Annotated in this window: 6 protein-coding genes and 2 pseudogenes; 1 reads left to right on the top strand and 7 read right to left on the bottom strand. The window is 47.4% G+C overall.

Annotated features, from left to right (window positions below):
* Nucleotides 1–575, bottom strand: a 575-nt coding sequence (locus tag IQ22_RS22815) for an IS630 family transposase (protein WP_145146096.1), incomplete at its 3' end; no start/stop codon positions are given.
* Between the two features lie 85 nt (nt 576–660).
* Here IQ22_RS22815 and IQ22_RS24250 point away from each other — a divergent pair.
* A pseudogene (locus IQ22_RS24250) lies at nt 661–921 on the top strand (hypothetical protein); the annotation flags it as partial.
* Between the two features lie 32 nt (nt 922–953).
* Here the strand turns inward: IQ22_RS24250 and IQ22_RS22805 are convergent.
* The 6 genes and pseudogenes from IQ22_RS22805 to IQ22_RS22780 form a co-directional block, all read right to left on the bottom strand.
* Nucleotides 954–2,291 (bottom strand): phosphoribosyltransferase, encoded by a 1,338-nt coding sequence (locus tag IQ22_RS22805; protein ID WP_145146095.1) that lies wholly within the window; start codon nt 2,289–2,291, stop codon nt 954–956.
* 33 nt (nt 2,292–2,324) lie between these two features.
* On the bottom strand, nt 2,325–2,675 hold the full coding sequence (locus tag IQ22_RS22800; protein ID WP_145146094.1) for a KfrB domain-containing protein: 351 nt from the start codon (nt 2,673–2,675) through the stop codon (nt 2,325–2,327).
* 359 nt (nt 2,676–3,034) lie between these two features.
* Complete coding sequence (locus IQ22_RS22795) at nt 3,035–4,063, bottom strand: ParB/RepB/Spo0J family partition protein (protein WP_145146093.1); 1,029 nt, start codon at nt 4,061–4,063, stop codon at nt 3,035–3,037.
* Nucleotides 4,063–4,827: a ParA family protein gene (locus IQ22_RS22790; protein ID WP_145146092.1), complete on the bottom strand. Its 765-nt coding sequence runs from the start codon at nt 4,825–4,827 to the stop codon at nt 4,063–4,065. Before IQ22_RS22790 ends, IQ22_RS22795 begins: the two co-directional genes overlap by 1 nt.
* Nucleotides 4,828–4,847: 20 nt before the next feature.
* Nucleotides 4,848–5,165 carry a TrfB-related DNA-binding protein gene (locus IQ22_RS22785; RefSeq protein WP_145146091.1) on the bottom strand — a complete coding sequence of 106 codons (318 nt, stop codon included), beginning with the start codon at nt 5,163–5,165 and terminating at the stop codon, nt 4,848–4,850.
* 445 nt (nt 5,166–5,610) lie between these two features.
* Nucleotides 5,611–5,743: pseudogene (locus IQ22_RS22780) on the bottom strand (IS5/IS1182 family transposase); the annotation flags it as partial.

Here is a 5,743-nt window from a genome sequence, read left to right as displayed (position 1 = left end):
CCTGGCTGGGTTCGATCCAGGGCCTGGATCTGGCTTTTCTCATCAATACACAGCACCAGAGCCTTATCCGGTGGGTTCAGGTATAGCCCAACGATGTCATGAACTTTATCGACGAATGCCGGATCGGTTGAGAGTTTGAACGTCTGCTCAAGGTGAGGCTTAAGGCCAAAGGCTCGCCAGATACGTTGCACACTGGTCATGGAAATATCGGCAGCCTTGCTCATGCGGCGCGAACTCCAGTGGCTGGCATCCTCAGGCTTGGTTTGCCGGACCCGATCAACAACCTCCTGAACCTTCGCGTCACTGATACTGCGGGGTCGCCCAGACCTAGGCTCATCATTAAGCCCCTCAAGTCCCCATTGCGAGAAGCGAAGACGCCACCGCGATACGGTCTGAGCAGTAATACCCAGGCGCCTGGCAATCGATGAGCCGGGTTCACCGCTAGCGCAAGAAAAGATGATTTCAGCGCGTAGTTTTAAATCCGCGGGGCCTTTACGCTGAGCCCTACGACGGCTGAGCTCGGCATGTTCTTGCCTGGTTAGTGTGATCTGTACAGCAGGACTGCCTGTTCTCATCGCATGCCTCCTCGAGTCAGTTTTGAGTACTCACTCTGCAGACCATACTTATGTTTGGTAGTTGTGATTCACCACACTAGAGGACTTCAGTAATCGGGTAAGTGAAGACTCAAAGGCTAAGGCTGAAAAAATCCTGAACGCATCACTTGCAGCCTCTAAAGAAGCAATGCAACGCACAATGGAAGAGGGAGCAGAAAAAGCCGGCCAATCTATTCAAGAGCAAATAGAGAAGGCTGCACAAAGTTTCTCTAGTCAACTTCAAGCCAGCCGGAACCTGACTTACATAAGTATTATGGCCTCGGTAGGCGCATTGATAGCGTCGGCTATTATTTTATTCTCACGCTAATAAAACCCCCGATATACCGGGGGGGGTTCTCTTTACGGATTACATCGCAAACCTTGCCTTTGCCCTCGTCCCTGCCCTTGCTGCTGCCTCTTTTCTTCCATTTCTTTCTTACGCAAGTGGGCCTGATGCCTTCTTTGAGCCTCTTGATACTCATCGAAATCAGCCGCTAGCTCGGGTTCTTTTGCTCGCAGTTTTCGCGTAGCCAATTCATCAACCTTAGGCCCATGAACAGACATACCATCCTTTATCTCGCGCACTGTTTCTAGCCGAGCCTGCAAGCTCTGAATCCTGGCCTGCTGCTGATTCTGCTGAGCCTGCCAAGCTGCTTTTTCCCCTAGCATAGAAAAGATACCCGGCTGGTTAGATCTAGTCTGTTGAAGGCGAGCCTGTTGCTGCTCAAGCAACCCCTCAAGCTTGTCTTCAAGACGTTCAACTTGGTTATGCTTTTCCTCAACGTATGTTTCTAACGCAGCCCCGTAACTCTGAACAACTGAAGACTGACCACCTGGAGCATTCTCCAAGAGTACCTGCTGTTCACGCTCTAGCGTTTCAGCTTCACCTGAAAGCTTCTCTCCAGAGCCTCTCAGATTGTCCGATTGCGAAGGGCCTTGCGACGCTTCATTTCCTCGATTCCCCAAGAGCAATCCCGCTTCATTTCTTGCCGTAGCGATTCGAGTTCGCATGACGTCAACACTCGCGGCTGACTTGAGGTGGCCTGCTTCGCCTTGGGTGACTTTATCGATTCCAAAACCAAATTCCTCTTTCCAAAATTCATTCATTTCAGGACCGTGTTTACGGTCAATTGCAGCAAGCATTTTTGGCTTTACTACAAGCTCTATGGCTCCCACATGGGCCGTCATTACTGTTGCGGCTAAGACTTTGCCGCCTCTATTTTCAACATAGCCACGTAACGATGCCAAGGTTCCGCCAGTCGTGCACGTGTCGTCTAAAATCAGATAGGGTTGGTCCTTTTTAACATTCCCTGTAAACGTGGGGTTAAATGCCAAACGATGACCTGATCCAGAATTTGTCCGACTTACTTTTTCACGTTGGAATATATCAGTATCAACATCCAGCCCTAGCCGATCCGCTAGGACGACTGCAAAAGCCAAAGGAATCTTATTATTTCCCGCTTCTTCAACAGCCATAACCGGCAATAAAAGAGACTTGGAATCACCTATGGTTTCCTTGATTTTTGAAACTGTATCGTCAGTTAGTAGCTTTTCAACCAGATCTATTGCTGCTGACATATCGCCTTTTTTTGCAGCCATATATTCCGGTTCATTCTTCAACGAACCAAGATCGCCATTGCGTATGACTGCCGGGAAATCTCCCCACGCCGCCCTTTCCGCCTTGATTGAATCACTCAAACCAGCCTCCGAACTTTAGCCGCTAAAATCCTTCTAGCGCGACAGTCCTCGGCTTTGCTGTTGACTTGCAGCCTCGGTTACTGCCCTGCCTCTCTCACTGTAAGATATTTTTACAGTGCTTCCTGCAAAAGGGAGTATATCGAAATCAGACGGCTTATGTTTAACTAAATAAGAGCCAGCCTTCTGATAAATAGCTCCTTTATCGGAATGCACTATTTGTCCTTCGTGTGACTTCTTTTTGTCTGCCTCTGAAGCCGAATGTAAGTTGTAAACTCCAGGCTTTACACCGTTTGCCTTCCCAACCATGTCATTCTTCTCATCAGGCGTCCCCCACGAAGTCTGAACAACTCTTTGGCCGTTCATAACTACTAGGCGCTCTTTCATTACCACTCCACAAGCAAGCGTCATTAAAAGTTTAGCTTACAGCAGTATTGGATTGGGTAAATAGAAGTAAAGAGTAGTCACAAAAATTAATAGCTTATATTGACAATAAAACTGTATGTCTATACAGAACCCCTACCTCTAGCTAGCCTTTACCCTCAGTTTCCTTCCAGATCTGGATCAGGTTTAACGCCAAGAGAAGAGCCAATTTCACTTAAATATAAGCAATAATGCTTAATGAAAAAGCCGCTGGAGAAGCGGCTTTGATAGGCAATATTTAGCAGCTAAATCGCACAGCCAGCTAACGCTAGTCATTTGATATCTCCCATAAGGGGAGACGGGACACTAAGGCCCCGTTTCACTCAACCTTCTATCAACTGAAGAAGAACTACATCGCATAGAGGCACTTCTATCTCTTTGCCCGACTCAAGAAATTTGATCCAGCCATTACCTTCTTGAGAAGGTCGCTTATCCATCATAAGACGCGCCTTATCTTCACCATAGCTCACTTGAATAACCGCCTTCTTGAATTTAGTAGGATCATTTTCAGTCGGTTTCTTGGGCTTGCTAGCTACCTCTTCCTCTTCGCCGTCTTCATCCTCTCCAAATTTTTCGCGGTCAGTTTGCTTATCAAATACATCGATAGTGTCAGGATCACGAGAATCATAACCAGCATCCTCATCGCCTCCCTTTTTAGAATCAATGTACTCACGCAACGTCTTAACTGTGCTTCGCGTTACATCCTGAGTATCGTCTTCAAGTAGATCAACAACGTCTTCAGGACTCTCCTTGAAAGCCTTAACTAGCTCATTGATCACAGTTACGTCATTAACGCGACCCTTAGCAAACGCTTCTGCAATAGGATCAGGTAGATCAAGCAAAGCCGCATGTTGAGATACCCAAGCGGCAGACTTCCCCAGCCGCTTAGAAATCTCATTCTTTTTTAGGCCAGCATTCATTTCACGGGCGATATAGTCTGCAATTTCACGCGCCGTCAATTCGTTTCGCTGAAGGTTTTCAATAACCTGATCTGAGTGGGTGTAATCATTATCAATAAATGCTGGGATTTCTTTATTCCCAGCTAGCCCATTAGCTCTCCAGCGGCGCTCACCATGATTGATTAGGTAGCGCCCTGGTATATTAGGATTTTCCCTAACCGATATAGGCGACTTGACGCCGCGTGGTCGGCCCGACTCATTAATAGCTGAAATCGATTCTGCCAGTTCTTTTAGACTTTCTTTTGAAAAGCCAGGGTTGCCCGGCTTACGCGGCTGATCTGGATCTGGGTCAATCAGATCTTGGGGAATTAGAATCGGACCTTGATTAGCGCTCTTTGCCACTGGAGCATGTAGTAGACTAGACAGATCGTCCAAATCCATACCATTAGTCATCACGCAATCTCCATCCTTTCAAATACATACTGGCAATACTCGCGCACTTCTTGTCGTGCTTTACGTGCAGCCGTTTTTCTAATTTTCCAAACAGGCTTACGCTCCCCAAGTGCCTCAGCAATGCTGTTACGGTCGTCTACTTTGAGAGGCATTACAAACTGTGGGTAAGCTTTCTGTAGCTGCTCTAGGTTCGTCTTATCACGTGGCTTGCGTAGGTCTACGAGATTGGGAAGCATTCCGAGAAATTGTACATCTGGATACTCTTTCCGTAGGTTCAAAATAACTGCGATCATTTTCTTCATGCCCTCCATTGAGTAACGCTCAAGCTCAATAGGAGAAACAACAAAGTCGCTCGCTGCAATTGCCGCCACCATTGCTTTGCCAAGCGTCGGAGGCGTATCAATCAAGCAAACATCAAAGAATTCGTTGAGCGCCTTAATATTGGAACGTAGAGCTTCAATAGCCCCTTGTGTGGTTACGCCCTGCTCCAGGTTAGCTAACTTCCCGTCACCTTCAATAAGAGTAATACCTGAATTATCACGCTCGGAAAAAAACGCTTTTACAACCTCAGCGGTATCATTGAAGAGTCGGCTGGCTACATAACCTGATTTATGATTATCGAGGGTATAACTGGCATTGGCCTGAGGATCCAGATCAACGACCAGAACTTTCAAGCCACGTTCTGAAAAATCAAACGCCAAGTGACAAGTGCTAAAGGTCTTACCCTGGCCGCCCTTCTGAATAGCTGTTACGAGAGTTTTCATTTGTGACTTGCTTATTGCATTTACCCCGTTGTCTTTGCCAGCGCATTATGCGCTTGTGCTGCCCATTTCTTGACTGTGTAGGCCTTGGCTTTCGGAAGAACTACTGTGACTCGCTCGTACCCCTCGGGCAAATGAGCTTGCTTTGCCACTGCTGAGCGTGACCAAACCCGATTTACCGTTTGAGATACAGCTCCTCGCGTCAGCCCCAGCTCCTTTACAAACTCCGCTTGGGGTTTGCCATGCACTAGAACTTGTCTGGCTACTTCTAAATTCTGCTCCGACATGTCCAAGCCTTTTATCGCCTCTAGAAACTGTTGTTCGGTGAGTAATTTCTTCACTTATTCCACCTATCGTCCTTGCTCCGCGATCAGGCTTCGAACTGGCAGTTAACGCTGCCAACCAATGAATTCAGTTTAGCTAAACTAAAGAGAGTAGGTCAAGGACTTTAGCCGCTAAAGTCCTTATCAAGACAAAAAAAAGCCTGGCAGTGCCAGGCTTAATTTACAGAAGACGATCGCTCAATAACTTAACTAGACAGCGATTAGATTGCGAATTCGGCAAAGCCTTGAAACGATCATAAATTTCAAACCAAAAAGAGAGGCAGCAATCACACATAAAGTCAGGCCTGCCGTATCTAGGGATGGTCTGAAGTAGCCCTATATTTCCCGCCGACTTCAGCCCCGCCGATTTGGAAAGCGGCGAATCCATCAAAAATGATTGGATCGTCTGCTCATGTCGGTGTTTCTGGTCGCCGCGACAGCCTCCTCGGGGCAATTCCTCACCTTACAGGCGCACCTCTCCTGCATTCGTTAGCAAATGTCGGCGAGCCATCCACAGGTTCGACAAGGCGAACAGCGTGGTCAGCTGAGCGGTGTTTTTCATCAGGCCACGAAAGCGTACTTTCACGTAACCAAAC

The sequence above is a fragment of the Pseudomonas duriflava genome, from assembly GCF_007830155.1.
Classification (GTDB): Bacteria; Pseudomonadota; Gammaproteobacteria; order Pseudomonadales; family Pseudomonadaceae; genus Chryseomonas; species Chryseomonas duriflava.
Note: the sequence above shows the minus strand (reverse complement) of the source record. Positions and strands in the feature narration are given on the sequence as shown.